Below are 25713 nucleotides of genomic sequence, written 5' to 3' on the forward strand. Positions count from 1 at the left end.
CCTCTTTCGGCAAGTCAGGCTTCGCGAGACGGGAAGGGGCGCCCAAGCAGATGTGCGGCCAGCAGGCGCGCAGCGGCCGGCAGCGCCTCGGCATCGGCGCGGACGCAGAGGGTGAGCGGGCGTGTGGCCCAGGGCTCCTCCAGCGGGCGGGCGATGAGCGTTCCGCCCAGCGCGCGCGCATCGGTCGCCGTGTCGGGCAGGATGGCGACGCCAAGCCCGGCCTCCACCATGCGCCTGACACCGTCGAAACTGCCGACACCCACGCGCTCACGCAGCGTGAGGCCCAGCGCCTCCGCCTCGCGCCGGTAGAGCTGCTGCAGCGCGGAGGCGGCGGAGAGGCCGACGAAGGGCTCGGCCGCGACATCGGCGAAGCGCAGCGGCGCGGCGTGGGCAGCGAGCGGATGCCCCACCGGCAGCAGCGCCACCAGCCGGTCCTCGCGCCAGGGGATGAGGCGTACTTCCGGCAGGCCGCCCCGCACCGTGCCGGAGCCCAGGCCGAGATCGGCCGCGCCGGTGCGCACGGCGTGCAGGATGTCGGCGGTGAAACGCTCCTCCAGCGAGACCTCGATGCCCGGATGGGCATCGAGGAAGCCGGCGAGCGCCTCGGGCAGGTGGCCGGAGATGGCGGAGATGTTGGCGTGCAGCCGCACATGGCCGCGCGCGCCAGCGGCGAAGGCCTCGACATCGGCGAAGGCGCGGTCGAGCAGCTCGAAAAGCGGGCCGAGATGGCGCAGCAGCGCCTGGCCCGCCGCTGTGGGTTCCACGCCACGATCATGCCGGCGCAGGAGGGGCGTGCCGAGGCGCGCCTCCATCTCCGCGACGCGTCGGCTGAGGGCGGAGAGGGCCAGGCGCTCGCGCTCGGCGGCGCGGGCCAGGCTGCGCTCCTCCACCGACGCCTTGAAGACGCGCAGGGTCACGAGGTCCAGCCCGAGGGCCGCCCAAGGCAATGGCGTTCTGGACATGCAATCCCCTCCGTGGCGAGCCGGCGCGCCCGGAGGTTAGGCCCTCGGCGCCCCGCGGGGAATCACGGAGCGCGTCAGGCCGCCCTCACACCCGCCGCACGTTCCAGAACACCGGGATGCCGCCCGGCTGCATCACGCCGGTCAGGTTGCGGCGGTGCGCCAGCGGCTGGAAGAACTGGCCGAGCGGGATATAGGGCACGTCCTCCAGCATCTGGCGCTGCAGGTCGGCAGCGATCCGCTGTTGGGCGGCGAGGTCGGGCGCTTCGAACCAGGCATCGCGCAGGGATTCGAGGCGTGCGCTTTCCGGCCAGCCGATGAAGCCCGCACGCCCCTGGCCGCGTAGCATCAGGTGTCCGGCCGGGTTCAGGTGATCGAGGCCGCCCCAGTTGGTGCAGAAGGCGCTCCAGCCACCCTGTTCGATCGGGTTCTGCTGCGCGCGGCGCTGCACCACGGTGCCCCAGTCCATGGACTGGAAGTCGATGTTCACGCCGAGGCGGCGGAACATGTCGGCGGCGACCTGCGACCAGGCGGCGAGGCTCGCGATGTCGGTGGTGCCGAGCAGCACGATGCGCTCATTGGCGTAGCCGCTCTCGCGGATCATGCGGCGCGCCGTGTCCATGTTCCGCTCGAACACCTCGAGGCCAACATTGCTGGCGAGCGGCGTGCCCGGCGTGAAGGCGCCGACGCCGGAGCGGAAGCCCGCCGGGTCGGTGCCCATGAAGGCGGTCATGTAGCTCGCCTGGTCCACCGCGCGCAGCAGGGCGCGGCGGAAGGCCGGGTTGTTCATCGGCGCATGCAGGTGGTTGGGGCGCATCACGGCGATGGAGCCGAGCGGATCGGGCTGCACCACGGCGACGTTGCGGTTGCGCCCGAGCATGGGGGCAAGGTCGGGCGTGACGGTCTCCCACCAATCCATCTCGCCGGAGGAGAGGGCCGCGGCCGCCGTCGCGAAGTCGGGCATGATGTGCCATTCGACGCGGTCGAAATGCACGATCTTGGGGCCGGCCGTGCCGGAGGGCGTGCCGCCCTGCCGCGGCGTGTAGCCGGCGAAGCGCTCATAGACGACGCGGCTGCCGGAGACGAGCTCGTCGCGCTTGAAGCTGAAGGGCCCGCTGCCGATCACCTGGTCGGGGCGGATCTGGGTGAAGGCGTCGGTCGCGGCGATGCTGGCCGGCATGATGAAGGCGGCGTTGCTGGTGGGCTTGGCAAGGCTGTCCAGCATCAGGCCATAGGGGCGGCTCAGACGGATGGTGAAGCGCTTGTCGTCGAGGGCCACCATCTCTTCCGTGAGGGCGGCGAGGCGGGCCCCCATGGCATCGCGCCGGCCCCAGCGCGCCAGCGAGGCGACGCAGTCGGCCGCGCGCACGGGTTCGCCATTGTGGAAGCGCAGGCCGTCGCGCAGCGTGAAGGTCCAGAGCTTGCCGTCATTGGCGACGGTGTGGCCCTCGACCATCTGCGGCTGCGGGCGATACTCGGCGTCCAGGCCGTAGAGCGTGTCCCACACCATGAAGCCGTGGTTGCGGGTGATGTAGGCCGTGGTCCAGACCGGATCCATCACGGTCAGGTTCGCGTGCGGCACCATCTTGAGGGTGCGCGCCGCCTGCGACTGCGCGATGGAAGGCGCGGCCGCGACGGCAGCGGTGGCCCCCAGGAAACTGCGACGATCCATGCTTGGTATCCCGACATGCTGTGGTGTGCGGCCGCAGCATGGCGAGAAGGTCATTCGCCTGTCCATCAAAATTGGACAGGCGAAATGGCGGGGCGGATCAGCCCGAACGGCTCAACCCTGGCGCGCCACCATCATGGACTTGATCTTGCCGATCGCCTCGGCCGGGTTCAGCCCCTTCGGGCAGGTCCGGGTGCAGTTCATGATGGTGTGGCAGCGATACAGCCGGAACGGATCTTCCAGGTTATCGAGCCGCTCGCCCGTCGCCTCGTCGCGGCTGTCGGCGATCCAGCGATAGGCGGCCAGCAGGATGGCGGGGCCGAGATAGCGGTCGCCATTCCACCAGTAGCTGGGGCAGGAGGTGGAGCAGCAGAAGCACAGGATGCATTCCCACATCCCGTCCATCTTGGCGCGCTCCTCCTTGGACTGGCGGCGCTCCTCATCCGGCGGCGGCGGCGTGTCGCTCTTCAGCCAGGGCTCGATGCTGCGATACTGCGCGTAGAGCTGGCTGAGGTCGGGCACCAAGTCCTTCACCACCGGCAGATGCGGCAGCGGCGAGATGCGGACATCGCCCTTCACCTCGTCAATCGGCTTGAGGCAGGCGAGCGTGTTCAGCCCGTCAATGTTCATCGAGCAGGAGCCGCAGATGCCCTCGCGGCAAGAACGCCGGAAGGTGAGCGTGCTGTCCACCTCGTTCTTGATCTTGATGAGTGCGTCCAGGACCATCGGGCCGCACTTGTCCATGTCCACCTCGAAGGTGTCGGTGCGGGGGTTGGCCCCGTCATCCGGATCCCAGCGGTAGATCTTGAACGCCTTGACGTTGGTGGCGCCTTCCGGCGCCTTGTGCGTCTTGCCGCCCTGGATGGTGGAGTTCTTCGGAAGAGTGAAGGTGGCCATGGCTTAATACACCCGTGCCTTGGGCGGGAAGACCTGCACCTCATTGGTGAGGGTGCGCATCTTCACGCTGCGGTAATCGAGGCTCACCTCGCCCTTCTCGTTCATCCAGGCCAGGGTGTGCTTCATCCAGTTCTCGTCGTCGCGGTCGGGATAGTCCTCCTGCGCGTGGGCGCCGCGGCTTTCCTTGCGCGCCTCGCCACCGACGATGGTGGTCATCGCATTGCCGACGAGGTTGTCGAGCTCCAGCGCCTCCACGAGATCGCTGTTCCAGATCAGGCTGCGGTCGGCGACCTTCAGGTCGCTCATGCCGGCATGCACGCCCTGCATCTTCTCCACGCCTTCCTTCAGCAGCGCGGAGGTGCGGAAGACGGCGGCATGCGTCTGCATGGTGCGCTGCATGGCCAGGCGCAGCTCGGCCGTGTTGGTGCTGCCCTTGGCGTGGCGCACGCGGTCGAAGCGGTCCAGGCTGCTCTCGCCCGCGCGCGGCGGCAGCGGCGGCTGGGAGGCGCCGGGCCGCACCGTCTCGGCGGCGCGGTGCGCCGCGGCGCGGCCGAACACCACGAGGTCGAGCAGCGAATTGGTGCCGAGGCGGTTCGCGCCATGCACCGAGACGCAGGCCGCCTCGCCCACCGCCATCAGGCCGGGGACGATGGCATCCTCATCGGCGCGCGTGGGGCGCAGAACCTCGGTGTGGATGTTCGTGGGGATGCCGCCCATGTTGTAGTGCACCGTGGGGAGCATCGGGATCGGCTCCTTCGTCACATCCACGCCGGCGAAGATGCGCGCCGTCTCGGAGATGCCAGGCAGGCGCTCATGCAGGATGTCCGCACCCAGATGCTCGAGGTGCAGGTGGATGTGATCCTTCAGCGGGCCGACGCCGCGGCCCTCGCGGATCTCGATGGACATGGCGCGGGAGACGACGTCGCGCGACGCCAGGTCCTTCGCGGTCGGCGCGTAGCGCTCCATGAAGCGCTCGCCCTCGGAGTTGGTGAGGTAGCCGCCCTCGCCGCGCGCGCCTTCGGTGACGAGGCAGCCGGCGCCGTAGATGCCGGTCGGGTGGAACTGCACGAATTCCTGGTCCTGCAGCGGCAGGCCCGCGCGCAGCACCATGCCGCCGCCATCGCCCGTGCAGGTATGGGCGGAGGTGCAGGAGAACCAGGCGCGGCCATAGCCGCCGGTCGCGAGGACCACCTTCTGCGCGCGGAAGCGATGGATCGAGCCATCCTCCAGGCACCAGGCGGTCACACCACGGCAGACGCCCTCATCATCCATGATGAGGTCGAGCGCGAAGTATTCCACGAAGAACTCGCAGCCATGCTTGAGAGACTGCTGGTAGAGCGTGTGCAGGATGGCGTGGCCGGTGCGGTCGGCCGCGGCGCAGGCGCGCATCGCGGGCGTCTTGCCGTAGTCCTGCATGTGGCCGCCGAAGGGGCGCTGGTAGATGCGGCCATCCTCGGTGCGGCTGAAGGGCACGCCGTAGTGTTCGAGCTCGATGACGGCCGGGATCGCCTCGCGGCACATGTATTCGATGGCGTCCTGGTCACCCAGCCAGTCCGACCCCTTCACGGTGTCGTACATGTGCCAGCGCCAGTCATCCTCGCCCATGTTGCCGAGCGCGGCACCCACGCCGCCCTGGGCGGCCACCGTGTGGGAGCGCGTGGGGAAGACCTTGGTGATGCAGGCGGTCTTCAGCCCCGCCGCCCCCATGCCGAAGGTGGCGCGCAGCCCCGCGCCGCCGGCGCCCACCACCACCACGTCATAGGTGTGATCGACGATCCGATAGGCCCCGAAGGTAGGCTTGCTGATGGCGTTCATGCGACCCGGTCCGCTCCGCTCAGGCCCGAGGCACGCAACCCCGGGCGACATGTCATGCCGGGCGATGCCCGGTCTCAGGGATGGAGCTTGGTGGTTCCCCCGGAACCGCAAGCCCCTTTCTTGACGCGCTAAAGCGCGAAGGCGATCCGCAGCACGGAGAAGCCGCTGGCCAGCGCCATCAGCAGGGCCGCGCCCTTGATCAGCAGGATGTAGGCGATGCGCTTGAACTCGTCGCGCACATAGTCCTCGACCACCACCTGCAGGCCAGCGGCCATGTGGTGGAAGGTGAGGCCGATGAGGACCAGCAGCAGCACCGCGTTCAGCGGCTGCGCGATCCAGAGCAGCGTCTCGAGGTAGGACGCGCCGGCCAGGCCGATCATGCTGGCCACGAACCACAGCGTCAGCGGCAGCAGCGCGATGGAGGTGACGCGCTGCATCCACCAGTGATGGGTGCCGGACTTGGCCGAGCCCATGCCGCGCACGCGGCCGAGCGGCGAGCGCAGGGTGGTTTGGGTGATTCCGTCTTTCGCCATCTGCGTCAGCCCCAGAACAGGAAGGCGAGGATCCACGTCACCACCGTCAGCACCGCGGTGCCGACGAGGACGAGGCGGCCGCTGCGATAGACCGAGGGGATGTCGAAGCCCTTGCCCGCATCCCAGGCGAGGTGCCTGAGGCCCGCCAGCGTGTGGTACCAGGCGGCGACGGTGAGGCCGAACAGCACGATGAGGCCGAGGAAGGAGCCCAGGAACCATTGCACCGTGGCGAAGGCGGCCTCGCCCGTCGCGGCGGCCATGAGCCACCAGACCAGCAGCACGGTCCCCGCCGACCAGGCGGCCCCGGTGATGCGATGCATGATGGAGAGCGCGCTCGTCATCTGCATCATGTCGTAGGCCTGCAGATGGGGCGAGAGCGGGCGACGGATGACGGTGCCATCGGAACGGCGCGCGATCATCCCGGCTTCGCGCGGATCCGTCATGCCTGCGGCGCTTTCACGGCTTGAGCGTCCATGAGACTACTACCCCAACCTTTGGCCTTGCGGCCTGTGTTCTTGCGCGATGTTCTAGGCGTCTCTTCGCAGTTGCGTCAATCCGACCGGCCGCGAAAGGGCCCTGTGTTTCCAGGGCTTCGGCCACGGCGATCGTCACGCCACCGCATCGAAACCCGCCTGCCGCAAAAAGTGGATTGACCCGCTTGGTCTCTGCCGCGACTGTGTGGCGTTTTCTGGCCGAACGGCCCCGACAAGCGGGCCCGGGGAAGCGCCGGCAGGGCAGGGTTCTCGCGTGATCTTCGTTCAGCGCCTGTTTCATTGGGGCCTGTTTCATCGGGCTGGCCGCCTGGGGATGGCCTGCCTCGCCACGGGCCTGCTGCTGGCCGGGCCGGCCCATGCCATGGCCCAGACACCCGCACCCACGCCGGCCCCCACAGCCGCCCCGACGGGCAGCCCGCCTGACGGGCGGGAGCCCATCCGCGTCCTGATCGGCCTGCCGCCCGGCAGCGGGGTGGACCAGGTCTCGCGCATTTTCGCCGAGGCGCTGAGCCAGCGCCTCTACCGCCCCGTGCTGATCGAGAACCGCACCGGCGCGCGCGGCAATGTGGCGGCGGAGGAGGTGGCGCGGGCCACGCCGAGCGGCAACACCCTCGGAATCGTGACGGCCACGACGCTGCTGCTCAACCGGCATTTGTCCCGGCAAATGGGCTATGACCCACAAGCAGACCTGACCCCCATCAGCCGCTTTGCAGCCCTGCCCTTCCTGGTGCTGGGCACGCCTGGGCAAGGCGTCCGGACGATTGGTGACCTGGTGGAGGTTTTGAAAGCGCGGCCAAGCACTTGCGGGACGCCGGGCGCCGGCACGGCGCAGCATCTGGCGCTCGAATTGCTCATCCGCTCGGTCGGCGCGCGGTGCGATTTCGTGCATTTCCGCGGCCTATCCGGTGCACTTCCGGAATTGCTTAACGGCGGTGTCCAGGTCTATGTGGAGTCCGCTGTCATTGGATTGCCATTGGTGCGGGACGGGCGGGTTCGCCTGCTTGCCGTGACCTCGCGGAACCGGTCTGCCCTGTTTCCCGAGACCCCGACAGTCGCCGAGACGGTCCCTGGCTTCGAAGCCGAGACCTGGCTGGCGCTGATGGGGCCTCGCGGACTGCCGGATTCCGTGCTGGCCAAGCTGGAGACGGCGGCCATGGCGGTGGCTCGTGACGCTGCCGTGGTGCACCGGTTGCGGGCTTTGGCGGCGGAACCCATCGGGGGATCGCGTGCGGAGCTGGCGACCACCATTCGCGCGCAGGATTCCATTTGGGGGCCGGTGGCTCGCGCTGCCGGGTTGACCACTGATTGACGTTGCCATTCAAGCCACCATTCCCCGCAAGCTCGGCTTCAAGCCGGGCATGGTTTGCGCCGTGCTGGAACCGCCGCCGGGCCTGAAGCACGGCCTGCCCGCGACCTCGGCCTCCGAGCCGGAGCTCATCCTTGCCTTCGCGCCGGACCGCGCGGCGCTGAGCCGTGTGGCCGCGCGCGCGCTCGATCTCTATGGCGTGGGCGGCCGCCTCTGGTTCGCCTATCCGAAGAAGACCGGCCCCGTCCGCTCCGACCTGGACCGCGATCATGGCTGGGAGCCGCTGACCCAGGCGGGACTGCTGCCGGTGACGCAGGTGGCGCTGGACGCCACCTGGTCGGCGCTGCGCTTCCGGCTGCGCGAAGAGATCCCGACGCTCACCCGCAAGGCCTGAACGCCCTCCCCCGCCGGTGACGGCGGCCGGCGGGCCTGTCCCACGCCGAAGGGCGCGGGGCAGGCGGGCGATACTTGTTCGGTTGAATCGGCGCCGCCGCGCCGTCCGGCCCGGCGCAACCGCGTCCTTTGCCAGAGCGCAGCCGCGCGCTTTGCCTGAGCGCGGCCGCGTGCTTTGCCTGAGCGCGGCCGCGCGGGGCGCCTCAGGGCTCGGAGGTGTGGCAACCCGCGGCGGGGGCCTTGCCCTTGGCCGCGGCCAGGCTGCTGCGCCAGGTGCGGACCAGCGCACTGTCCTGCCAGCCGTGCAGGCTTCCCATCCAATCCCGCGAGACCGCCACCGGGCTCTCCTGCGACATGACGCAGGTGGCGATGCGCTCGCGCCCGCCCGGCACCACGGCCGTCGCAGGGGCGAGGAGCGGCAGCAGCGCGAGGGAGCCGCCCGCGATCAGCAGGGGCAGCGCGCTACGCATGGCGCCCGCCCGCCCCGGCGCGGCGACCGGCGGAGGGAGCAACCCCTTCCCGCAGGGTCGCGACCGAGGCTGAGAGGCAAGACATGCACATTCTCGTTTAAAGATCCTTAAATCTCTTTTTTGGCGTTTTGAGCCTCGAGATCGTGATTTGATACATCATTGCGCGAGCAGCCCCAAGAGGAATCGTCAAATGTCGGTAAATTATCTTTTTTAAGACGCGTGAGGCACAACCGAAATGTCTTCGCGCGGAAGAATCCGGCCCCGCGGGGTGCCCCTCGCCCGCAATGCGGGTCATGGGCGCGCGTGGCACCGGCGGGACGGCAGGTTGGAAGGGGGAGGCGCGAGGCAGACCGGGCCAGCGCCGTGTCACCCCACGCAGAGGCGGTGACACGGTTCCAGCCAGCGGGCTTCGCGCCAGGTGTGGGCCGCCGGGCGAAGCCGCCAGGCGTGAAGCCGCTTCAGCGGCTCGCGATGAGCTCGGTCGGGGAGATGCTCAGCGTCGGCGTCGTGCAGACATCCACGCCCGCCATCTCGGCCGCGCGGCCATTGGCGAAGACGATCCGCACCGCGTTGCGGCCGGGCGTGGCCATCACCGTGCGGTCGCCGCCCGCGGGGATGTCGGTGGGGGTCAGCAGGTCCGGTCCCCAATTGGCCGGGCCGGAGGCGCTGAAATAGGCCTGCTCCACCGCCATCGGGCCGATGTTCCGCAGCCGCACCTCGCCCGAGCAGCCGAGGGTGGCGGCCGGGTTCGCCGCATCACCGCCCGCGCAGGCGGCGGCGAGCAGGGGCAGCAGGAGAAGGGCTTGGCGCATCACCATGACGGGTCCACCGGGCTGGGCGGCGTGCCGGCGGCGGCGATGGCCTCGCCCGCCGAGAGCAGCAGATCCTCGCGATAGCGGCCGGCGACGAGCTGCACGCCGACCGGCGCGGAGCCGACCATGCCCGTCGCGACCGCAAGCCCGGGCAGGCCCATCAGCGGCAGCCCCACCTGGGTCAGCTGCGCCTCGATGATGGCGGTGAAGGCCTCGGCGCCCTGCTGGTCCGCCTGGTCGGCGAAGGGAAGCTCGCCCGAGACCGGCATGAGCACCACCGGGTATCGCTCGAAGAAGAGGCTCCAGGCGCGCAGGAAGCCCATGCGGGCGGTCAGCGCATCCTGGTATTCGGCCAGGCCGGGCGGCGCGGTCAGCTTCTGCATGTGGCCATAGACGGCGAGGGAGCGGGCCTCGGCCTCGCGCTCGGCCGCGGCCAGGCCGCCGCGCGGCAGCATGGAGAGCCAGAGCTGTGCCTGCAGCCTTGCGGGCTCGCGCAGGGGCGGCAGGCTCGCCATCTCCTCCACCTCCCAGCCGGCGGCGCGCAGGCGCTGCGCGGCATCGCGCAGCGCGGCCGCCACCTCGGGCACCACCACCATGCCGTCCGGCGCCACGCAAAGGGCGGCGCGCTTGGGCGCGGGCGGGCCTTCCAGCGGGGCGGGCACATACCAGGGGTCGCGCGGATCGGGCGCGCTCATCGCGGCGAGCGAGAGCCGCAGGTCCCGGATGCTGCGCGCCAGCGGGCCACTGACGGCCATGAGCTGCGCGCCGATGTCGCGTTCCGGCAGGCAGGGATTCCAGGCCGGGATGCGCCCCAGCGTGGGCCGCAGCCCATGGATGCCGCAGGCATAGGCCGGGTAGCGGATGGAGCCGCCGATATCCGTGCCATGGCCGATCGCGCCGATCCCCGCCGCCGTGGCCGAGGCGGCCCCGCCGGAGGAACCACCCGGCGTCAACCCCTTGTCATGGGGGTTGTAGGTGTGGCCGTGGATGTCGTTCGAGGTGAACCAGCGCAGCGAAAAGGCCGGCGTGTTGGTGCGGCCGATGATCACCGCACCCGCGCGGCGGAAATTGGAGACGACCGGGTTGTCCTCCGTCGCCACCGCATGGGCCTGGATCTTGAGGCCATTGGTGGTGGCGAAGCCCACCTGGTCCAGGTTCACCTTGATGGTGACGGGCACGCCGGCGAGCAGGCCCGGATCCTCGCCACGGGCGATCTGCGCGTCCACCGCATCGGCCGCTTCCAGCGCCTGCTCGGGCATGAACTGGATGACGGCGTTGAGCTTCGGGTTCACCGCATCAAGCCGCGCGAGGGCGGAGAGGGCCACCTCGCGCGCCGAGACCTCCTTCGCATGGACGCGGCGCGCCACTTCCGTCGCATCCAGCCGCCAGAGATCGGTCATCGCGTGTTCCTTGCCTTCGCTGCGATTCTTTCGCCAGAGCGCGCGGAGGTCAACCGCGCCGGCGCTCGATTCCGGCGGGCAACGTGGCGAGGCGCGCCATCTCGCCGCGCGTGAACAGCGCCGGGTCGGCCAGATAGGCCTCGGCCATGGGCATGGCGTCGGCGCCCCAGAACAGCTCCGCGCCCACGGCGAGCGTGGGCACGCCGAAGACGCCCGCCGCGATGGCCGCTTCGGTGGCGGCGCGGAGCTCGGCCTTGGCCGCGTCCAGCGCTTCGTCGGTCACGGCGGGCAGGCGCGCGCGCAGCGCGGCGAATTCCTCATGCGGATCCCGGCCCTCGCCCCACACGAAGGCGAAGGCGGCCTGCACCGCTGCGCGCTCCCCCCGCAGCGCCGTGAGCAGGCGCAGCGCATCGAGCGAGCGGAAGGGGTGGCGCGGCGGGTAGCGCATCGGGATGCCGGCCTGGTCGGCGGCGAACTGCGTCTGGCGGTAGGTCTGGATGCGCTTGGGGCCGATCTCGGCCGGGCCGAGCTGGCCCCAATGGGAGAGGACCGCGCCGAAGACGATGGGCACCAGCTCCACCTCGCCCAACGCCAGGACCCGCGGCAAAGCGAGATGGGCGAAGGGCGAGATGAGGTCGAAATACCAGGTGGGCTTCACCCGGGAAGCTCGAGCACGTTCTTGCTGATGATGTTGCGCTGGATCTCGTTGGTGCCGCCATAGATGCTGGTCGGCCGTGCCTGGATGTAGAGCGCGCCGGGATTGAGGTTCCGGTTGCCCTCCATCGGGCCGAAGAGGCCGGCATTCTCGCCCGCCACTTCCAGCATCGTCTCGGTGATGCGCTGGAACAGCTCCGACTGGATGACCTTGAGCTGGCTGACATCGGCGCCGAGCGGGCGGCCCTGCTTCAGCACCTCGACATAGCGGCCATAGAGCGCCTTCAGGTCTTCCAGGTCGCAGCGGTGGCGCGCATAGCGCTCGGCGAAGAGCGGTTCTTCCGCGACACCCATCCGCTCGGCCAGCTGCTTCAGGCGCGCGAGCGCATAGGCCGATTGGCGCGGACTGCCGAGATAGATGCGCTCGAAGCTCAGCAGCGCCTTGGCCATGTCCCAGCCCTTGTTGAGCTGGCCGACGAGATTTTCCTTCGGCACCTTCACATTGTCGAAGAACACCTCGCAGAACTCGTCATGCATCTCGAGGTTGATGATGGGGCGCACGGTGATGCCGGGCGTGTTCATGTCCACCAGCAGGAAGGAGATGCCCTCCTGCTTCTTCGCCGCCTTGTCGGTGCGGACCAGCAGGAAGATCCAGTTCGCGTCCTGCGCGAGGGTGGTCCAGATCTTCTGGCCGTTCACGACGTAGTGGTCGCCGGCGTCCACGGCCTCGGTGCGCAGGCTGGCGAGGTCGGAGCCGCTGTTCGGCTCCGAATAGCCCTGGCACCAGATGTGCTCGCCGCTCAGGATCTTCGGCAGGAAATGCTGCTTCTGCGCCTCGGTGCCGTAGCGGATCACGAGCGGCCCCAGCATGATGATGCCGTGGTCGTTGCAGCGGGCGCAGCCGTGGCGCTCCAGCTCCTCGGTGAAGATGATCTGCTTCGCCGGCGCGAGGCCGAGGCCGCCATATTCCCGCGGCCAGCCAGGGCAGAGCCAGCCCTTCTCGGCCAGCTTGAAGTACCAGACCTTGTTCTCCTCCCAATGGAGGCGCTTTTCCGGGTTGCGGATCTCGGCCGGATAATTGGCCTCGATCCAGGCGCGGATGTGCAGCCGGAACACCTCGTCCGGCAGCAGGTTCAGGTCTTCGGGCTCGCGGCCGGTGATGGCGTTCATGTCTAGCGTCCGGTGAAGCTGGGCTTGCGCTTGCCAAGGAAGGCGGCCTTGCCTTCCTTGTGGTCCTCGGTGACGAAGAGGGCGGCCTGGAAATCGGCCTCGCGCGCCAAGGCGCGTTCGAGGTCGTCCGCGAACCACTGCTTCGTGTAGGCGATGGGCAGCGGCGCTTCCTGGGCCAGGGCCTGGGCCTTCTCGATGGCGGCGGAGAGCGCCTCGCCCTTGGCGACCACGTAGTCCACCAGGCCGATCTTCAGCGCGTCCGGGCCGAGATACTGGGTGTGGTGCAGCAGCATGTCGCGCGCGCGGCCGACGCCGATGCGGGCGGGGAGCGTCGCGGGCATGCCCATGTCGCTCATCAGGCCGATCTTGTGGAAGCCCGCCATGAAGCGCGCGTCATCGGCGGCGACGATGGTGTCGCAGAGCAGCGCCATGGAAAGGCCCGCACCGACGGCCCAGCCCTCGACGGCGGCGACGATGGGCAAGTTGCCGCGCGCCATGAGGCGCACCAGGCGATGCGTGCGGCGCATGCGGTCGCGACCGTCATAGGCGGTCTCGATGTTCATGCCCGAGATGTCGCCGCCGGCGGAGAAGACGCCGCCGCTGCCGGTCAGCACGATGGCGCGCGTGACGCCATCCACGCTGGCACGCTCGAGGGCATGCTCAAGCTTCTCGCGCAGCGGGACAGCCAGCGCGTTGCGGCGCGCGGGATAGTCGATGGTGAGCACCAGGACGGCGCCGTGGCGCTCCTCCAGGATGTTCATTTGCGGCGCGTCGCTCATGCGTCTTCCAGCTCCGGCGAGAGTTCCATGAAGCGGCGGCGATGGAGTGCAGCGCCGCCGAAGGCGGGCACCAGCACCATGGCGCGGCGCATATGCAGGCCGACATCATAGTCGTCCGTGTAGCCGATGCCGCCATGCAGCTGCACGCAGGCCTGCTGCACCAGCATCGCGGCCTCGGAAGCGCGGGCCTTGGCGCGGCTGACGAGGTGCGAGGGCGCGCCCTCATCCAGCGCGGCGGCCGCCTGCTCGACCGCGGCGCGGGTGAGCGCGATCTGCATCTTCGCATCCGCCGCCTTGTGCTGCAGCGACTGGAAGGTGCCGATGATCTTGCCGAATTGCTGCCGCGTGCGGAGGTAATCCAGCGTCATGGCAAACGCCGCCTCCATGCCGCCAAGCAGCGCCGCGGCGGTGGCCAGCGCCGCGCGATCCAGCCCCTCGGTGAGCGCCGCGCCGATGTCGTCGGCCACGTGTCGGCCTGGGCCATGGCCGGACCAGGGCAGCGGGCGGATGGTGCCGAGATGGCCGCCATCCTGCGTCGCCTCGGTGGTGATCTCCACCTGGTCACGCGCCAGCACATGCAGGGCCACACGGCCGCCCTCCTGCACCGGCCAGAGGATGTGCGTGGCGCCGGCGGCCCCCAGCACGAAGCCGCGCGCGCCATCGGCGCTGGCAGCAAGGGAGAGCGTGTTCGCGCGGTCCTGCCAGGCGGTCAGGACCACGGCATCGCCGGCCAGGAGCTGGCCGAGCAATTCGCCTTCACCGGCCGCGGCCAGCAGATGGGCGGAAAGCGCGCAGCCGATCAGCGGCTCGGGCGCCGAGGCGCGGCCGAGTTCCTCGGCCAGCGCCACCATCTCGGCCTGGCCCAGGCCCGTGCCGCCCGCGTCTTCCGACACGGCAAGGCCGATCCAGCCCGCTTCCGCCATCTGGCGCAGCAGCGCGGGGTCGAAGCCCGGCTCGGTGAATCGCAGCTTGCGCACGCGGGCCATGTCACTGCCGAGCAATCCGCGCGCGCTGTCGCGGATCATCTCGATGCTCTCGGCGCGGTCGCCCGTGAAGGGTGCCACGCCGGCGGCGGTGGCGCTCACGAGCGGGTGTGCAGCTTGGCGCCGCTCTTCGCCTGGAGTTCCTCGAGGCTCATCCCCGGCACGATGTCGCGCACGACGAAGCCCAGGCCCTGCACCACATCCAGCACAGCGAGGTTGGTGTAGACGCGGCTGACCGAACGGAGCGAGGTCAGCGGATAGCCGCAGCGCTCGACGATCTTGGGGCGGCCATCCTTGGTGGTGTGGTCCATCACCACCCAGAGGCGCTTGGCACCGGCACCGAGATCCATCGCGCCACCCACGGCGGGTGCGGTGTCGTTCTCGCTGGTCGCCCAGTTCGCGAGGTCGCCATTCTCGGCCACTTCGAAGCCGCCCAGCACGCAGAGGTCGATATGGCCGCCGCGGATCATGGCGAAGCTGTCGGCATGGTGGCAGATGCTGCCACCCGGGCGCAGCGTCACCATCTGCTTGCCGGCATTGATGAGCCAGGGGTTTTCCTTCCCCTTCTCCGGCGCCGGGCCCATGCCCAGCACGCCGTTCTCGGACTGGAAGATCACCTCGCGCTCCAGGGGCACCTGGTCGGCGATCAGGGTTGGAATGCCGATGCCGAGGTTCACGACCCAACCCTCGGGGATGTCGGCGGCGGCCTTGGCGGCCATGTCGGTGCGGCTGAAGGGCTGCATGACGTTTCTCCTTTGATCCGAGCCTAAACCCAAGGTTCCCCGCGGTCCACACGGACCACGCGGTTCACGAAGATGCCCGGCGTCGCCACGCGCTCCGGATCGATCGCGCCGAGTTCGACGATGTGCTGCACCTGCGCGATCGTCAGGTCGGCGGCCATCGCCATCACCGGATTGAAGTTCCGGCCGGAGAGATTGTAGGTGAGGTTGCCCCAGCGATCGGCCTCCCAGGCCTCGATCAGCGCGACATCCGCCTTGAGCGCGCGTTCCATCACGTAGTGGCGGCCGTCGAACTCGCGCTCCTCCTTGCCCTTGGCCAGCAGCGTGCCGTGCGAGGTGGCGGTGTAGAAGGCGGGGATGCCGGCACCGGCGGCGCGCATGCGCTCGGCCATGGTGCCCTGGGGGACGATCTCCAGCTCGATCTTGCCCTCGCGATAGAGCTCCTCGAACACCACGCTGCCGGCGCTGCGCGGGAAGGAGCAGATGATCTTCCGCACGCGGCCCAGTTCCATCAGCCGCGCGAGGCCGACGCGGCCGGTGCCCGCATTGTTGGCGACGCAGGTGAGGTCGGTGGCGCCCTGCTCGATCAGCGCCTCGATCAGCGCATCCGGCTGGCCGACGCTGCCGAAGCCGCCGATGAGGACGGTGCTGCCATCCTTCACGCCCGAGAGCGCCTCGGCCAGCGTGTTGACGATCTTGTTGATCATATTTCCTGCCCTCAAGCGCCGGGCGCCGCCTCCGGCGGCTTGGCTTGCGCGCCGCAGGTGGGGCATTCCCGGCTCGTCGGTTGCGCACCGCGCGCCGCCGCTATTCGCGGCGGATACTGCGGTGTCAGGCGCGGTTCTGGAAGGGGGGTGGCTGACGGCTGGCGCCGGGCGCCGCCTCCGGCGGCTTGGCTTGCGCGCCGCAGGTGGGGCATTCCCGGCTCGTCGGTTGCGCACCGCGCGCCGCCGCTATTCGCGGCGGATACTGCGGTGTCAGGCGCGGTTCTGGAAGGGGGGTGGCTGACGGCTGGCGCCGGGCGCCGCCTCCGGCGGCTTGGCTTGCGCGCCGCAGGTGGGGCATTCCCGGCTCGTCGGTTGTGCACCGCGCGCCGCCGCTATTCGCGGCGGATACTGCGGTGTCGGGCGCGGTTCTGGAAGGGGGGTGGCTGACGGCTGGCGCCGGGCGCCGCCTCCGGCGGCTTGGCTTGCGCGCCGCAGGTGGGGCATTCCCGGCTCGTCGGTTGCGCACCGCGCGCCGCCGCTATTCGCGGCGGATACTGCGGTGTCGGGCGCGGTTCTGGAAGGGGGTGGCTCAGACCTCGCGGGGCAGCAGCGCGGTGATCTCGGCTGAGGTGGGCGCGCCCGCGGCGAAGTCGAACTCGCCCGCCTTCAGCCGCCGCGCGGCGGAAACCAGGCTGCCCATGGCATGGCGGTACAGCACCGCGCCCAGCGAGACGCGCTTCACCCCGGCCGCCTCCAGCACCGAAAGCGGCACGGGGCCGGAGCGCGGGCCGAAGACGACGTTCACCGGCCTGGGGGCGACGGCGCGCACCACCGCCTCGATCGCCGCCATGTCGGGCAGGCCGGGGGCGTAGAGGACATCGGCGCCGACCTCGGCGAAGGCCACGAGACGGCGGATGGTGTCGTCCAGGTCGGGGCGGCCATGCAGGAAATTGTCGGTGCGCGCGGTGAGCAGGATACGGCCCTTCGCCGCCTTGGCCGCGGCGGCGATGCGCGCCACGGCGTGGTCGAAATCATGGATGGGGCGGGCGGGGTCGGCGGTCGTGTCCTCGATGCCGAGGCCCGCCAGCCCGGCGGCGATGGAGGCCTCGACGGTGGCGACCACATCCCCGGGCGCGGGGCCGAAGCCATCCTCCAGATCGCCATTCACCGGCAGGCCCGAAAGCCGCGCGATCATCGCCGCATGCTGCACCGAGATGTCGCGCCCCAGCGCGGCGGCGCAATCAGGCAGCGCCAGGCCGAAGGCAAGGCCGGCGGAGGTGGAGGCCAGCGCAGGAAAGCCCTCGCGCTTCAGCAGCAGGGTGGAGGCGCCATCCCAGGGGTTGGGCATGACGAAGATGCTGCGATGCAGGTCGCGGAAGGTCTCGTAGGCGGCGGACATGGGCGCGTCTCCTGGGTGGATGCGGCAAGCCTAGGCGCGGCGGGGCCCGCGATGCTTCGGCGATCTGCGAAGGGCGGCCATGCGGCTGGCGCCAAGGGGCCGATTTCCTTGACTTTCCGTCAAATATCGGCATATTTTCCTAAAATGAAGCAGCGTGTCCCCTTCACCGCCCTCTCCGACCGCCAGTGGGACGCCCTGCGACCCTATGTCCGGGCCCAGACCGGACCGGCGGGCCGCAAGACGGCCGATCTGCGCGAGCGGATGAACGCCATCCTCTTCCTGCTTTCCACCGATGCCCCCTGGCGGGAATTGCCCGAACGCTGCGGTTCGCCTGGCACCGTCTCCCGCCATTTCCGGCGCCTGACCCATGGCGGGCTCTGGGAGCATCTGCTGGAGGCGCTGCATGATCTCGGCCCGCGCCACCCGCTCCAGCAGCTCCGCCGCCTGATCTTCCGGGGCGCGCGGCGGGCCGCGAGGCTTGTCGGGCTCGGCATCATTGTGCTGGCGAGACGGCTGGGATTTCTCGAAGCCCTGCCAGGCCCCTGCTGGCTCGTCGCCGATCCGGATTTGTCCAAAACCCTGGTGGCGCTCTTCCGGCGCGAGTTCGAACAGCCGGACCCCGGCCGCTTCCGCCGCTGGTGGCGCGAAAAGGGCAAGGCCTTCACCAAGGTCTTCGCCATCGCCGGCGGGCGGCCCGGAATGCCGCGCTCCGTCCGCCTCGCTTTGCCGTGAGGCCGCTCAGTCCGTCTCTTCGGCGTAGGGGTTTTCCGTGCCCCGCAACTGCAGGCGGATGGGCACGCCTGGCATGTCGAATTCCTCACGGAAGCCGTTCAGCAGGTAGCGCTGGTAGTCCAGCGGCAATTGCTCGGCCCGCGTGCCGAAGATCACGATGGTGGGCGGGCGCGCCTTGGGCATGGTGGCGTAGCGCAGCTTCAGGCGCTTGCCGTCCACCAGGGGCAGCTGGTGCCGCTCCAGCATGTTCGCGAACCAGCGGTTCAGCGCGCCGGTGCCGATGCGGCGGTTCCAGCGCTCATGCGTGCGGCGCACCGCGGGCAGCAGCTTGTCCACGCCCGCGCCGGTGGCGGCCGAGATGGTCACCACCTCGATGCCGCGCAGCTGGTTCAATGAGGTTTCCAGCGTATCCGCCACGCGGTTGCGCGCCGCCGCGCGATCTTCCACCGCATCCCACTTGTTCAGCGCGATGACCACGGCGCGGCCCTCGCGCTCGGCCAGGCGGGCGATGCGGATATCCTGCTCCTCCAGCCCCAGCATCGCGTCGAGGACGAGGATCACGACCTCCGCCTCGCGCAGCGCCGAGATGGAGGAAGCGACGGACATCTCCTCCAGCCGGTGGTTGATGCGGGCGCGCTTGCGCATGCCCGCCGTATCCACGATGCGGATCGGCCCCAGCTCATCCTGGAAGGCGGCGGCGATGGCGTCGCGCGTCAGACCAGGCTCGGGCCCGGTGATCATGCGCTCCTCGCCCAGCAGCGTGTTCAGCAGCGTGGACTTGCCCGCATTGGGCCGGCCGAGGATGGCCAGGCGCAGCAGCTTGGCATCGCCCTCCTCCGGCTCGGGCACTTCCTCGGGCAGGTGTTCGGCGATGGCCTCCATGAGCCCCGCGATGCCCTCATTGTGCTCGGCCGAGACGGCGATGGGATCGCCCAGGCCGAGCTCATACGCCTCCAGCGCGGCCTGCGCGCCGCCCCTGCCCTCGGCCTTGTTGGCGACGAGGATGACGGGCCGGCGCGCGCGGCGCAGCCAATTGGCGAAGGCACGGTCGGAGGCGGTGATGCCGGTCTTCGTATCCACCACGAAGACCGCGACATCGGCCTGTTCGAGGGCGGCCTCGGAACTCGCGCGCATGCGGCCGAACAGCGTCTCGGGGGCGGCTTCCTCAAGGCCCGCCGTGTCCACCAGCAGGATGTTCCGGCCGGCGATCATGGTCTCCGCTTCCTTGCGGTCGCGCGTCACGCCGGGCGTGTCATCCACGATGGCGATGCGCCGGCCGACCAGCCGGTTGAACAGCGAGGACTTGCCGACATTGGGCCGGCCCAGGATGGCCACCACCGGCAGGGTGGAGGTGTCGCGATGGCGATACTGGCTGCCGCGTTCCGTCTCGCGTTCACTCGCCATGGGAAAAGCGGCGCATCAGCCGACCCCGCGCAGGGCCACGACGTTGCCGCCATCGGTGAGCAGATAGACGCTGTTGTTCACCACGACGGGCTGCAGGCTGCTGCCATCGGGGATGCGGGAGCGGGCGAGGATGTCGCCATTCTCGGCATTCACCTCGAAGAGCTGCGCGTGGCTGCCGGTGATGAGCAGGCGCCCGCCCGCCAGCAGCGGCGGCCCCCAGGTGATGGGATCGCGGCTGCGCGCCTCATTGGCGAAGGCGGGGAGCGGCGTGATCCAGCGCACCAGGCCCTCGTCGCGCGACATGCAGACGAGCGAGCCCGCGCGGGTCAGCAGGTAGACCCAGTCGCCGGCGACGGAGGGGGTCTGCGTGCCGCCCACCTCGCGCTCCCAGACGCGGCGGCCCGAGCGCAGGTCGAGCGAGGTGGAGGCCCCGCCCATGCCGACGGCGAAGACGCGGCCACGATCAATCACGGGCAGCGCGGTGATGGCGCCGATGTCGGCGATGGAGACGCCGCCGCGCGAGGTGCCGAGGCTCTCGCTCCATTGCACGCGGCCATCGGCGATGCGGAAGCAGACCACCTCGCCCGAGGGGAAGCCGCCGACGGCGACGTCACCCTCGACGGCCGGGCTCGGCAGGCCGAGCGGCAGGGCCTGCACGGGCGTCGCGCGGAAGGTCCAGACGCGCGTGCCGTCCTCGGCGGACAGGCCGAGCAATTGATTCTCGATGGTCGGCACCAGGATACGGTTGCCCGCGACGGCGAGGCCGCCGCGCGCGGGCGCGGGCAGGGCCGCGCGCCAGCGGATCTCGCCCGAGGCCGGGTCGATCGCCATGATCTCGGCGAGGCCGGTCGCGCAATAGAGCGTGCCCTCGGCATAGGCGATGGCGCCGCCCACCGCGCCGTCGCGGTCGCGCCGGGGGCGGGTGTCGGTCTGCCAGCGGCGGCCGCCGCGCGCCACGTCGATCGCCGTGACCCAGCCGAAGGCATCCACCGCGAAGACCGTGTCGCCCACGACGCGGGGCGCCGCGGTGAGGCGCTGGCGGTAGCCGGTGCCCGAGCCGATGGAGGTGTTCCAGACCTGGCCGATCGGGCTCGGCAGGGAGAGGTGGCCGGGGGCATGGCCGGCATTGCCGCCGGCCGTCGTCCACTCGGTGTTGAGCACCGGCGCCGGCAGGGTGAAGGGGCGGTTGGCGGCCGAGGGGTCCACGGCCAGCCCGCGCTCGACCGCCATGACGGGCAGGCGCTCGCCCGGCAGCGGCGTCTTGCTCTGGCCGAGGGCGGCATCCACCCAGTCGCGCGCCGTGTCGCAGCCGGCGAGCAGCGTGGCGCTGCCGAGGAGGGCGGCGCGACGGCCGATCTGGCCACGGCTCAGGCCCTGGTTCCGGGCGGGGGTGCGGTCTTGCATCTAGCTTCCCAATCCTTGCAGCAGGCGGCTTGCGCGCTCGCGCAGGCCCTGCGGCGTGGTCGCATCGGCCAGCACCGCCTGCAGCGCGCGGCGGGCCTGTTCGGTGTTGCCGCGCTTCAGCGCGGCCAGCGCCAGCACCTCCTGCGCGGAGGCGCGCCAGGGGGCGCCAGGGACGGCGAGCGGACCCATCCGCGCCTCGATCACCGCGGCATCGCCCTGGTCCAGCGCATGCAGGCCCCAGAGCACGGTGGCGAGGTCGCGGTAGAGCGGGTCCACCTCATTGTCGCGCGAGATCGCCTCCCAGGCGGCGAGGGCGGCGTCGAGCTGGCCGGTCTCGGCCAGCAGGGCGGCGGCGCGCAGGCGGGCGAGGGTGCGGTAGCCGGCGGGCGCGCCCTGGGCGAGGCCGGCGAATCGCTCGGCGGAGGCGCGCAGGTCGGCGCCTTCGGCCGCCGCGTCGCGAGCCGCGGTGAGGAAGGCCTGGCCGGCCTGCGCGGCCTCGCGCCGTTCATACCAGCGCCAGCCTTCCCAGCCGCCCACGCCGGCGATGGCCAGCAGGAGCGCGCCGAAAGCGAACCCGCCATAGCGCTGGGCAAGCTTCTTCGCCCGTTCGGCGCGAAGCTCCTCATCCACTTCATCAATCAAGTCCGGCAAGGTCACGCGCCTTCTGGTTCGGAATCCCAGGCCCTGGGCCCCCAGCATCCTGGGCCCTGCGGTATAGAGCATGATCGCCGCCGGGTGAAATCATGCGGCTGGCCCCCCGGCCCCGGCATTCGCCGGGCGTTAACCCGGGGCCGCCATGCTGGCCGCGATGCGCGCCGCCCTGCCCCTCCTGGCTCTGCTGGCCGCCCCGCTTCCGCTGGGCGGTTGCGACACCGCGGGCCTCGCCATCGCGGGCGCGGCGAGCGTCGCCTCGATCACGCTGACCGGGCGCGGCGTGCCGGACATCCTGGTCTCGGGGCTGAGCGGGCGGGACTGTTCGATCGTGCGGCTGGATCGCGGCCTCTCCTACTGCGCGCCGGTGCAGCCGCCGCCCGGCCCGCCGCCCTATTGCACGCCGAGCCTGGGCCGCGTGGATTGCTGGGTGACACCGCCGCCCAGCATCCCGATGCAGCGCGGCGTGGTGGACGGGCCGGTCTATCTCACGCCCGCGCAGGAGGCGAACCGGACGGCCTGGTGGCCCGGCATCCCGCGCGACCTGCTGCCGAGCATCGAGCCGATGGCCGCGCCCTAAGCCTCGAGGAACCGCGCGATCCAGGCGCGCATGCGCGGCGCGTCATCGGGGGTGCGGAGCGATTCGAGGGCGGCCTCGCCCGCCGCGCCATGCAGCTCGCGCCGGCCCTCCAGCAGGGCGATGGAGAATTCGGGCGCGAATTCGGGGTGGCACTGGAAGGAGATGGCGTCGCCATAGTCGAGGCCGGCGAAGGGCGTGAAGCCGCTGGCGAGGCAGGTGCGCGCGCCCGGCGGCGCCTGCACCACCTGGTCCTGGTGGGAGGCGGCGATGCGGACCGGCGCGGCATCCGACATCCCGGGCGGGCCCGCCCCCTGAATCCCGGGCGGGCCCGCCCCCTGAATCCCGGGCGGGCCCGCCCTGTGCATCCACGCCGCAGCGGCGGTGACCTCGTAGCGGTGCAGGCCAATGCCCCAGCCCTTCTCCGACTTCACCACGCGCCCGCCGAAGGCCTCCGCCATCACCTGGTGACCGAAGCAGATGCCCACCAGCTTCGCCTTTCCGCGCGCGGAAACGAGGAAGTGCTTGAGCGGCGCGATCCAGGGCAGGTCGTCATAGACGCCCGCGGCGGAACCGGAGATCAGCCAGGCGTCACAATCAGTCGGGCTCTCCGGCAGGGCCCTGGTCACGTCATGCACGGTCGCGTCGCGGCCTGGCGGCAGGAGGCGGCGCATCATGTCGGCCATCCCGCCATGGGCGGGGATCAGGCCCTCGGGGATTTCCCCGCATTGCAGGATGCCGATTCGCATGCCCGCAAGAAACCAGCGGAGCGGGGGCCTGTCCATCGCGGCAACCCGGGCGGGTCTGGGCGGTTCGCATCTTCACGTGAACCAGAAGGAGGACGCCATGAAGCTTTCCCATCTCGCCGTCGCCGGCCTTTTCGCCTCGTTCGGACTGGCGCAGGCGCAGCCCGCCCCAACCACGCCCGCGCCGGGCACCAATACGCCGTCCGGCACGGTGCAGGGGACGGTCCCGCCGCGCAGCGGCCCGGCGGGGGCCGCGTCGGGCACGGTGCCCATCGCGCCCTCCCCCGGCATGCCGCCGCAGGGCGAGGCCCGGATGCCGGGCGCGCCGGCGCAGAGCGGCCTCGCGCCCGGCGATCGCGCGCGGGATGCCATGGGGATGGGCGCGGGGCGTCCGGGGACCGCCATGCCGCCCGGCTCCGTCGCGGGGCAGGCGCCCGGCATGGGCGCGGCACCGGGCGCGCCCTCGGGCGCGAAGACACCCGGCGCAGCGGCGCCGGGCGCGCCTTCCGGCGCGGTCATCCCCGGCGCGCCTTCCGGCGCGGTCATCCCCGGCGCGCCTTCCGGCGCGGTCATCCCCGGCGCGCCTTCCGGCGCGGTCATCCCCGGCGCGCCTTCCGGCGCGGCCATCCCCGGCGCGCCTTCCGGCGCGGTCATCCCCGGCGCGCCTTCCGGCGCGACGCCGGGCGGAACCGCACCGACCCGCTGAAGCGCCTAGCGGAAGTTGACGGGGCGGCCAATCGGGCCGCCCTGCACCTCATCCTCGCGCATCGCGATATGCCCGCGGATGATGGTGCCCACCGGCCATCCCTGGCAGCGATAGCCGTCAAAGGGCGTCCAGCCGCAGGGGCTGGCGATCCAGTCATTGGTGATCTCGCGCGACTTCGCCATGTCCACCAGCGTGAAGTCGGCGTCATAGCCCACGGCAAGCCGCCCCTTGTTCACCGCGCCATAGATCCGCGCAGGGCCGGCGCACATCAGGTCCACAAGCCGCATCAGGCTGAGGCGCCCGGCGCTGACATGGTCGAGCATCACCGGCACGATGGTCTGGATGCCGGTCAGCCCCGCCGCCGTGTCAGGCCAGGGGCGTTCCTTGGCCGCGCGCGAATGCGGCGCGTGGTCGCTGCCCACCACATCCACCGTGCCGTTGCGCACCGCCGCCCACGCGGCCTCGAGGTGGCGCTGGTCGCGGATGGGCGGGTTCATCACGGCATAGCCGCCCAGCCGGTCATAGGCCTCGTCCGTCTGGGTCAGGTGGTTCATCAGCACCTCGACCGAGCAGATGTCCTTGTAGTCGGCGAGGTAGGCGAGCTCCTCGGCGGTGCTCACATGCAGGATATGCGCGGGGCGGCCGGTCTTGCGCGCAATGGCCATGAGGCGCTTGGTGCCCAGCATGGCGCATTCCACGTCGCGCCACTCCATGTGCTTCCGGTGCGGCATGCCGGAGGTGTAGTTGGGCTTGCGCGCCTGCAGCCGGTACTCATCCTCCGAGTGGTAGCAGATGCGGCGGCGGCCGGAGCGCATGACCGCTTCCAGGCTCGCATCATCCTCGATCAGCAGATCGCCCGTGGAGGAGCCGGCGAAGACCTTCACCGCGCAGACATTCTCCTCGGCTTCCAGCGCCGCGAGATCGGCGATGTTCTTCTTCGACGCGCCGACATAGAGGCCGACGTCGCAATAGGCGACCTCGCCCACATACTTGCGCTTCCAGGCGAGCTGCGCGCTGTCGGTGATGGAGGGCGCGGTGTTGGGCATGTCGAAGACGGCGGCGAGGCCGCCCAGCACCGCGGCCTTCGTGCCGGTCGCGATGGTCTCGACCGCGGCGTCGCCCGGCTCGCGCAGATGCACATGCGCGTCGATCAGGCCGGGGAGCACATGCAGGTGGCGGCAATCCACCTCCTGCGTCGCCTCGGCGCCGCGCAGGCTGCCCATGGCGGCGATGCGGCCATCGCGCACGCCGATGTCGAGCGGCTCGATGCCCCAGGGAAGGACGGCCTGGCCGCCGCGCAGGATGAGATCGTAATGGGGCATGGAAGTCTCCGTCGAAGGAGGCGCCAATCTGACGCGTCCGGCCACATGTGCAAGACGGGCGCGCAAGACGGGTGCTGGACGCGGGGCACCGGGTTGGGAAAGGATCATGGCAAGCGGCCAGAAGGCCGCAGCCGCCGGGTGGTTCCCCAGGAGTTGCCCCGTGCGCGATGCCCCACCCTCCCCCTGCCGTCAGCTCTGCCGCCTGGAGGCGCATGTCTGCGCCGGCTGCGGCCGCACGGGGGCGGAGATCGCCCGCTGGCCGGCGGCCGGGGCGCGGGAGAAGCAGGGGATCCTGGAACTCTGCGCCGCGCGGCTGGCGGCGCGGGCGGCAGAGCGTGATGTTGCGCTTGACTCGGCCTCACATAAGGATATGTTGATATCGTGTTGGTCCGGCGCGAGCCGGTGAAAAGGGAACGCCGTGCGGCCCCCTCCCCGCCAGGGAGGCCAGGCCAAGTCGGCGGCTGCCCCCGCAACTGTCAGCGGTGAGCTGACCCTGCTTCGCCCCCACCGGGGCGCGCCACTGGGGATCACTCCCTGGGAAGGCGGCAGGGCCGGCCGTGACCCGTGAGCCAGGAGACCTGCCAGCGCATTGACCCACCCAATCCCGGCGCGGGGTGCCGCCGGTCAGGAGACACGACCATGCGCCTTCGCCGCGCCCGACTTGCCTTCGCCTCACCCATCCCGAGACCCGGCCCAACGCGGTTGACTTGCTCCGGCCGCTGGCCGGGCTGACCGCCATGCCGGCCCTCCCCGGCCAGGCCGAGGCGCCCGCCTCGCCCTGCGTGCAGATCTGCGCGCTGGATGCGGCGGATATCTGCCTCGGCTGCGGCCGCAGCCGCGACGAGATCACCCGCTGGATGCGCGCCTCGGCCGCGGAACGCCGGGCGATCTGCGATGCGGCGCGGGACCGGCTGGCGCTTCGCCACCTTCCGCCAACACCGGCGCGCTGAACCGGCCCCCATGCGGGGGCACGATCCGGCGTCACGCCCTC

Annotated in this window: 28 protein-coding genes and 1 riboswitch; of the genes, 7 read left to right on the top strand and 21 right to left on the bottom strand. The window is 70.8% G+C overall.

Going from position 1 to position 25713, the window contains the following annotated elements; translation table 11 throughout:
• Positions 1 to 14: 14 nt before the first annotated feature.
• From R9Z33_RS20625 to sdhC, 6 genes are all read right to left on the bottom strand, one after another.
• A complete protein-coding gene (locus R9Z33_RS20625) occupies positions 15 to 962 on the bottom strand; it encodes a LysR family transcriptional regulator (protein WP_318648450.1) in 948 nt (315 codons plus the stop codon).
• 85 nt (positions 963 to 1047) lie between these two features.
• Positions 1048 to 2631: an ABC transporter substrate-binding protein gene (locus R9Z33_RS20630; protein ID WP_318648451.1), complete on the bottom strand. Its 1584-nt coding sequence runs from the start codon at positions 2629 to 2631 to the stop codon at positions 1048 to 1050.
• Between the two features lie 111 nt (positions 2632 to 2742).
• Complete coding sequence (locus R9Z33_RS20635) at positions 2743 to 3525, bottom strand: succinate dehydrogenase iron-sulfur subunit (protein WP_318648452.1); 783 nt, start codon at positions 3523 to 3525, stop codon at positions 2743 to 2745.
• Positions 3526 to 3528: 3 nt separating this feature from the next.
• Positions 3529 to 5340, bottom strand: a complete 1812-nt coding sequence (gene sdhA / locus R9Z33_RS20640; RefSeq protein ID WP_318648453.1) for a succinate dehydrogenase flavoprotein subunit — start codon at positions 5338 to 5340, stop codon at positions 3529 to 3531.
• Between the two features lie 128 nt (positions 5341 to 5468).
• Positions 5469 to 5873, bottom strand: a complete 405-nt coding sequence (gene sdhD / locus R9Z33_RS20645; protein WP_318648454.1) for a succinate dehydrogenase, hydrophobic membrane anchor protein — start codon at positions 5871 to 5873, stop codon at positions 5469 to 5471.
• 5 nt (positions 5874 to 5878) lie between these two features.
• Complete coding sequence (sdhC, locus tag R9Z33_RS20650; RefSeq protein ID WP_318648455.1) at positions 5879 to 6316, bottom strand: succinate dehydrogenase, cytochrome b556 subunit; 438 nt, start codon at positions 6314 to 6316, stop codon at positions 5879 to 5881.
• Positions 6317 to 6620: 304 nt separating this feature from the next.
• Between sdhC and R9Z33_RS20655 the strand changes: the two genes are divergently transcribed.
• Entirely contained in the window at positions 6621 to 7676 is a 1056-nt protein-coding gene (locus tag R9Z33_RS20655; protein WP_318648456.1) for a Bug family tripartite tricarboxylate transporter substrate binding protein, read from the top strand.
• 49 nt (positions 7677 to 7725) lie between these two features.
• Positions 7726 to 8067: a hypothetical protein gene (locus R9Z33_RS20660; RefSeq protein WP_318648457.1), complete on the top strand. Its 342-nt coding sequence runs from the start codon at positions 7726 to 7728 to the stop codon at positions 8065 to 8067.
• Positions 8068 to 8269: 202 nt separating this feature from the next.
• Here R9Z33_RS20660 and R9Z33_RS20665 read toward each other — a convergent pair whose 3' ends face one another.
• From R9Z33_RS20665 to R9Z33_RS20710, 10 genes are all read right to left on the bottom strand, one after another.
• Positions 8270 to 8536, bottom strand: a complete 267-nt coding sequence (locus R9Z33_RS20665; RefSeq protein WP_318648458.1) for a hypothetical protein — start codon at positions 8534 to 8536, stop codon at positions 8270 to 8272.
• 458 nt (positions 8537 to 8994) lie between these two features.
• Positions 8995 to 9348: a hypothetical protein gene (locus R9Z33_RS20670; RefSeq protein ID WP_318648459.1), complete on the bottom strand. Its 354-nt coding sequence runs from the start codon at positions 9346 to 9348 to the stop codon at positions 8995 to 8997.
• Positions 9348 to 10748, bottom strand: coding sequence for an amidase family protein (locus R9Z33_RS20675; protein WP_318648460.1), 1401 nt, complete (start codon positions 10746 to 10748; stop codon positions 9348 to 9350). The genes R9Z33_RS20670 and R9Z33_RS20675 overlap by 1 nt, the downstream gene beginning before the upstream one ends.
• Before the next feature lie 49 nt (positions 10749 to 10797).
• Positions 10798 to 11406 (bottom strand): DsbA family protein, encoded by a 609-nt coding sequence (locus R9Z33_RS20680; RefSeq protein WP_318648461.1) that lies wholly within the window; start codon positions 11404 to 11406, stop codon positions 10798 to 10800.
• Positions 11403 to 12572, bottom strand: coding sequence for an acyl-CoA dehydrogenase family protein (locus tag R9Z33_RS20685; protein WP_318648462.1), 1170 nt, complete (start codon positions 12570 to 12572; stop codon positions 11403 to 11405). The genes R9Z33_RS20680 and R9Z33_RS20685 overlap by 4 nt, the downstream gene beginning before the upstream one ends.
• 2 nt (positions 12573 to 12574) lie before the next feature.
• Positions 12575 to 13351: an enoyl-CoA hydratase/isomerase family protein gene (locus R9Z33_RS20690; RefSeq protein WP_318648463.1), complete on the bottom strand. Its 777-nt coding sequence runs from the start codon at positions 13349 to 13351 to the stop codon at positions 12575 to 12577.
• Entirely contained in the window at positions 13348 to 14436 is a 1089-nt protein-coding gene (locus R9Z33_RS20695) for an acyl-CoA dehydrogenase family protein (RefSeq protein WP_318648464.1), read from the bottom strand. The genes R9Z33_RS20690 and R9Z33_RS20695 overlap by 4 nt, the downstream gene beginning before the upstream one ends.
• A complete protein-coding gene (locus tag R9Z33_RS20700) occupies positions 14433 to 15077 on the bottom strand; it encodes a 3-oxoacid CoA-transferase subunit B (protein ID WP_318648465.1) in 645 nt (214 codons plus the stop codon). The genes R9Z33_RS20695 and R9Z33_RS20700 overlap by 4 nt, the downstream gene beginning before the upstream one ends.
• 23 nt (positions 15078 to 15100) lie before the next feature.
• On the bottom strand, positions 15101 to 15781 hold the full coding sequence (locus R9Z33_RS20705) for a 3-oxoacid CoA-transferase subunit A (protein WP_318648466.1): 681 nt from the start codon (positions 15779 to 15781) through the stop codon (positions 15101 to 15103).
• 589 nt (positions 15782 to 16370) lie between these two features.
• On the bottom strand, positions 16371 to 17180 hold the full coding sequence (locus R9Z33_RS20710; RefSeq protein ID WP_318648467.1) for an isocitrate lyase/PEP mutase family protein: 810 nt from the start codon (positions 17178 to 17180) through the stop codon (positions 16371 to 16373).
• Between the two features lie 144 nt (positions 17181 to 17324).
• Here R9Z33_RS20710 and R9Z33_RS20715 point away from each other — a divergent pair, with 144 nt between their 5' ends.
• Entirely contained in the window at positions 17325 to 17912 is a 588-nt protein-coding gene (locus R9Z33_RS20715; protein WP_318648468.1) for a transposase, read from the top strand.
• Positions 17913 to 17918: 6 nt separating this feature from the next.
• Here R9Z33_RS20715 and der read toward each other — a convergent pair whose 3' ends face one another.
• Genes der through R9Z33_RS20730 form a run of 3 tightly spaced genes read right to left on the bottom strand, consistent with a single transcriptional unit; the run spans position 17919 to position 21371 of the window.
• Positions 17919 to 19316, bottom strand: a complete 1398-nt coding sequence (gene der / locus R9Z33_RS20720; protein ID WP_318648469.1) for a ribosome biogenesis GTPase Der — start codon at positions 19314 to 19316, stop codon at positions 17919 to 17921.
• Positions 19317 to 19331: 15 nt separating this feature from the next.
• On the bottom strand, positions 19332 to 20720 hold the full coding sequence (locus tag R9Z33_RS20725; RefSeq protein WP_318648470.1) for an outer membrane protein assembly factor BamB family protein: 1389 nt from the start codon (positions 20718 to 20720) through the stop codon (positions 19332 to 19334).
• Entirely contained in the window at positions 20721 to 21371 is a 651-nt protein-coding gene (locus tag R9Z33_RS20730) for a tetratricopeptide repeat protein (protein ID WP_318648471.1), read from the bottom strand. It lies immediately after the preceding gene.
• A gap of 157 nt (positions 21372 to 21528) precedes the next feature.
• Between R9Z33_RS20730 and R9Z33_RS20735 the strand changes: the two genes are divergently transcribed.
• Positions 21529 to 21951 (top strand): hypothetical protein, encoded by a 423-nt coding sequence (locus tag R9Z33_RS20735; RefSeq protein ID WP_318648472.1) that lies wholly within the window; start codon positions 21529 to 21531, stop codon positions 21949 to 21951.
• Here the strand turns inward: R9Z33_RS20735 and R9Z33_RS20740 are convergent.
• Entirely contained in the window at positions 21948 to 22697 is a 750-nt protein-coding gene (locus R9Z33_RS20740) for a glutamine amidotransferase-related protein (protein ID WP_318648473.1), read from the bottom strand. The two genes, R9Z33_RS20735 and R9Z33_RS20740, sit on opposite strands and share 4 nt — an antisense overlap.
• Positions 22698 to 22794: 97 nt before the next feature.
• Between R9Z33_RS20740 and R9Z33_RS20745 the strand changes: the two genes are divergently transcribed.
• Positions 22795 to 23400 carry a hypothetical protein gene (locus R9Z33_RS20745; RefSeq protein WP_318648474.1) on the top strand — a complete coding sequence of 202 codons (606 nt, stop codon included), beginning with the start codon at positions 22795 to 22797 and terminating at the stop codon, positions 23398 to 23400.
• 5 nt (positions 23401 to 23405) lie between these two features.
• On the opposite strand, the gene R9Z33_RS20750 is transcribed toward R9Z33_RS20745, so the two are convergent.
• Positions 23406 to 24722, bottom strand: coding sequence for a dihydroorotase (locus R9Z33_RS20750; protein ID WP_318648475.1), 1317 nt, complete (start codon positions 24720 to 24722; stop codon positions 23406 to 23408).
• 106 nt (positions 24723 to 24828) lie between these two features.
• Between R9Z33_RS20750 and R9Z33_RS24800 the strand changes: the two genes are divergently transcribed.
• Together R9Z33_RS24800 and R9Z33_RS20755 are read left to right on the top strand one after the other, a co-directional pair.
• On the top strand, positions 24829 to 25128 hold the full coding sequence (locus R9Z33_RS24800; RefSeq protein WP_404830620.1) for a DUF1289 domain-containing protein: 300 nt from the start codon (positions 24829 to 24831) through the stop codon (positions 25126 to 25128).
• Positions 25091 to 25322: riboswitch (cobalamin riboswitch) on the top strand. Its footprint overlaps the gene before it by 38 nt.
• A 137-nt stretch (positions 25323 to 25459) precedes the next feature.
• Positions 25460 to 25672, top strand: a complete 213-nt coding sequence (locus tag R9Z33_RS20755; protein WP_318648476.1) for a DUF1289 domain-containing protein — start codon at positions 25460 to 25462, stop codon at positions 25670 to 25672.
• Positions 25673 to 25713: the final 41 nt, after the last annotated feature.

The sequence above is a fragment of the Sediminicoccus rosea genome (assembly GCF_033547095.1).
GTDB classification, from domain to species: Bacteria; Pseudomonadota; Alphaproteobacteria; order Acetobacterales; family Acetobacteraceae; genus Roseococcus; species Roseococcus rosea.